This is a genomic window from Paucibacter sp. XJ19-41 (assembly GCF_028462495.1).
In the GTDB taxonomy this organism is placed as follows: domain Bacteria; phylum Pseudomonadota; class Gammaproteobacteria; order Burkholderiales; family Burkholderiaceae_C; genus Roseateles_E.
This window is the reverse complement of the sequence record NZ_JAQOWX010000226.1, coordinates 1-3,373: the sequence shown is the minus strand read 5'-3', so window position 1 is coordinate 3,373 and position 3,373 is coordinate 1. Positions and strand designations below refer to the sequence as shown.

General features: G+C 53.2%; 6 protein-coding genes. All 6 read right to left on the bottom strand.

The features are described from left to right. Nucleotides 1-33: 33 nt before the first annotated feature. Nucleotides 34-285, bottom strand: a complete 252-nt coding sequence (locus PO768_RS28300; RefSeq protein WP_272648720.1) for a hypothetical protein — start codon at nucleotides 283-285, stop codon at nucleotides 34-36. A gap of 7 nt (nucleotides 286-292) precedes the next feature. Next, nucleotides 293-583 (bottom strand): colicin immunity domain-containing protein, encoded by a 291-nt coding sequence (locus PO768_RS28295; RefSeq protein ID WP_272648719.1) that lies wholly within the window; start codon nucleotides 581-583, stop codon nucleotides 293-295. 36 nt (nucleotides 584-619) lie between these two features. After that, nucleotides 620-1,021 (bottom strand): hypothetical protein, encoded by a 402-nt coding sequence (locus PO768_RS28290; protein WP_272648718.1) that lies wholly within the window; start codon nucleotides 1,019-1,021, stop codon nucleotides 620-622. An 88-nt stretch (nucleotides 1,022-1,109) separates the two neighbouring features. Beyond that, nucleotides 1,110-1,583, bottom strand: a complete 474-nt coding sequence (locus tag PO768_RS28285) for a hypothetical protein (protein WP_272648717.1) — start codon at nucleotides 1,581-1,583, stop codon at nucleotides 1,110-1,112. Between the two features lie 49 nt (nucleotides 1,584-1,632). Then, nucleotides 1,633-2,346 carry a hypothetical protein gene (locus tag PO768_RS28280; protein WP_272648716.1) on the bottom strand — a complete coding sequence of 238 codons (714 nt, stop codon included), beginning with the start codon at nucleotides 2,344-2,346 and terminating at the stop codon, nucleotides 1,633-1,635. Continuing rightward, on the bottom strand, nucleotides 2,343-3,373 hold a 1,031-nt coding region (locus tag PO768_RS28275; RefSeq protein ID WP_272648715.1), incomplete at its 5' end, for an RHS repeat-associated core domain-containing protein. The genes PO768_RS28280 and PO768_RS28275, both read right to left, overlap by 4 nt.

Here is a 3,373-nt window from a genome sequence, read left to right as displayed (position 1 = left end):
TGCCGTCGCGGGTCTCCACCCGCTCGACCTGGCCTAGTGCGTTGCGCTTGTACAGCAGGCTCTGGCCCGTGTTGCCTGCACCCGCCCCTGTACCGGGCACCGTGCGGCGTCGTCCCAGGCCTGGGTCTGCTGGCGCTTGAGCAGGGCGTCGGCAAAGTCGCAGCTGCTGCGGGTGGTGTCGGTGGTGGAGCCCGCCCAGACCTCGATCGGCCGGGACAGGGTGTCGAACTTGGTGCAGACCTGCAGGCGTTGGCCGGCATCGTCGGCCGCACCGACGCTGCGCACCGGAAACTCAGCTTTGCGCCTTCAAGGTCGAGAGGCGAACCGCAGCGAGCTGAACCTTCTCCCGGAGTCTCACTTCATCAAGGTAGAAACCGGGGCTATCAGTCAGCAGTTGTTGGTCCGTAGTGAACGAGTCGACGTCGCCGAAGAGCTCATCAAGCAATTCAAACAGTGGTTCGTTCAGCTGTTCCGCCTCGTTCTTGAATCGATCAAGGTAAGTCGTATGGAATTCCTCCACCGAGATCGCGCCGTGCAGGAACTGTTCCAGTAGCAAACCGTAGTCAACAAGGAAGCTATTCAATAACCACCTCCCAGCTTTCCGGTAGTCAAACCTTTCTCATGGGTGCGAGATGCGGCCAACGCCATCCAAGGGATACTTTGCAAGCGCGAAATCGACCTCGGCCATGATGCAATTTCCCAGTGAACTTGAATAACTCAAAGAAACATACTGGCGGGTGCTGTCTTTGCTCAGCCGTGCAGCATGCAGATTCGGCGGCACATCTACAAAAGTTCTCAGCCGCCTATCTGCCAGGAAAGCCTTTTGAGCGCAATGGCAGACGCGCGCTATATCTGCTGGGCTTCGTCTAAAAACGGCTGACACTCTCAAGTCGTCCGTAGCATCTTTCGCCAGAGCCGGGCAGACACCGGCATAGTAGGACACCATGGCTGCGTATCCAGGAACAAACTGTTGCGCCGAGCTGCTAAAACAACCCAGAGATGCGCAGAAAAAGATGAGCATAGCTCTGCCTGCAGCACGCAAGCTTTGATTACTCAATCGCACGACAGCCATCTGAAAATCGCGTCAATAATAGGGGTTTCGAAATGGCCTATTCCTCCAGCGGCAATTGACCAAGGGCCTTTTTGTGATCGGCGTACATGCATGTTTGGTAAGCACTAAACATCCGAAAACCCACGTAATCCCTCATGTGGCGCTCCCCCATTCTTTTCTTGTGCAACCTGGGTTCGACATTCAAAAATCTATTCAATCGCCTGTCCTTCTTTACCTTCTTTAAACCACATTCACATAGCCCCTGGTGATTTGGCAAAGCCCTTTCATAAAAGGGTCTGAAGCTGGCATGGCCAGTTGCAACGATAGAAAATTCCAAACAATCGCTGCTCAATTTACTCAACAATTCTGCATAGTTTTGCGTCGGCTTCTCGATTTCAAATGCTTGCCCCGGAGAAATCAGACCAAGCATCAGAGCAATAAAGCCACAAAGCCGGCTCAATAACAACGAAGGCCAAACGGTCGAATTGAATAAGTCATGCCAAAATAGTCTGGCCTCTCGTTGGCATTTCATTGTCTTCTTCATATATTAAATAAAGACCCGTCCTTGCATTCAAGAACAATCAGGTCGACTCAATAATTCCAGCAGCCCGAAGACACTTAATGTCTGTCATGACCTCTTGGAATACCAAGGGGTTTCTTTTTGGGGCAACTACAACAAGATCCCCCATTTGCCCTTCATTCACCCAAAGCTTGAATCCAATATCAACATATCCATTTTTCTTCACCAATCCGATCCAGCTGCCATCTCTGATTCTTGGCGCCCTGACGATTACTTGGGTTTCTGGATCAAGTCGCAGCAGGTCCACAGGGACCCCTCTCGTTCTTATGCTGAAGTCAAAGAACTCAGCCTCTGAGATATCAAGAGCCCAGTCACAGCTTGCATAGTACTGATCGGAACGAGATAAATATTCGCTAGCTTTCGATGGGCTGCCCAGCATGTCGACATCAGCAATCCCATGCAACATCCAGCTATCAAACTTTCCCTTTAGCTTTACATGCTTCAGCACGCTCCCCCAAACTGTCAGTTCGCCGGATACGTCTTCAATTTCAATATTTTCCAAAGCAACAGAACCAACCGTGCAGCCGGTAATTTTTGTTTTTCTCACGGCAACATTTTTGACGGTGATTTTTCGCTTGAAGGCTCTGCTGAACCCAAAGCCAATATTGCAATCCCGAAACGCACAATTGTTGATTGTTATGTCGCCAACAATGCGCGGCCACCATGGCCCTCGATAGCCGTCAATTGTCTTGTCTTTGATGCACTTTTCTATCATGGAAAAGAAAACCCTGCAGGCCTATCGTACGGAACAATATTCAATCCACTCCCATAAGGTCTCGCGAGATGATCTGCAAATGATCGAGTGGTATTCGTTGTTATATCAAAAGTCTGCCCGGTAAGACGAGATGCAAAATCTGGCGCCACCCTTCCTGGTGCTGACAGATGGCTAAATGAACTACTAAGAATCGGGTTCGATGCAAGTCTGTTGGCCACTTGGATCTCGACCGCGTTACCAAACATTGGCGCAGTCAAACTGGGATTGTTATGAACCGCCCGCACTTGCCCTTGTTTAAGTACACCCGTCGCCATCGCCGGACTGGCCGCAAATTTTGAAACAACATCGCTGGTAAGTCCGGTCATCAATGCTCGTTCGGTACCCCGCGCAAGACCTCCCATTCCAGCAGAACCAACCACCCCGATACCAGCGTCAATCAGGCCTGCTGTGCCTTCGCTTGCTCCCATCGCTTGCAGTGCTTGGCTCGTAAGCGTTCCCGTTGCCTGGCCACTCATGAGTTGGCGCGTGCCGGCTTGGAACGTATCAAGTCCATGGGTAGCAACCAAACCGCCCCCAGCCATGGCAGGCACTCCGACCATAGCGCCGACACCGGTAGTACTCGCACCGAGCCCCAACAAGAAAGTTGCTCCGCCCGCCATCATCTCCGCCCCACCGCCCACCATACCGAACAGACCACCGAGCCGCGTTGTGCCATTGATCTGCCCCCAATAGGAACTGAAGCTCCCCCCCGGCTTCGCCGGCAACAACCCCTCCGGATCATTGAACATCACCGGATTCCCATCCGCATACGCATACGGATTGATCCCCGCCGCCAGCCCCAGCGGATCGCGGCTGATGAACTGGCCCAGCCCCGGGTGGTAGTACCGCGCCCGGTAGAACATCAGCCCCGAGGCATCAGGCTCGCGCCCGGTGTAGCCATACGTCGGTATCGAGCCGGATGCCTGCAAGACCTGACCCCACGCATCAAAGCCCTGCGTCACCGCGCTGCCACCCGCACTCCAGACCT

Bases quoted from the DNA above. Each gene is read 5' to 3' on its own strand.
- PO768_RS28280 (WP_272648716.1), bottom strand. From the start codon at position 2,346: ATGATAGAAAAGTGCATCAAAGACAAGACAATTGACGGCTATCGAGGG.
- PO768_RS28285 (WP_272648717.1), bottom strand. From the start codon at position 1,583: ATGAAATGCCAACGAGAGGCCAGACTATTTTGGCATGACTTATTCAAT.
- PO768_RS28290 (WP_272648718.1), bottom strand. From the start codon at position 1,021: ATGCTCATCTTTTTCTGCGCATCTCTGGGTTGTTTTAGCAGCTCGGCG.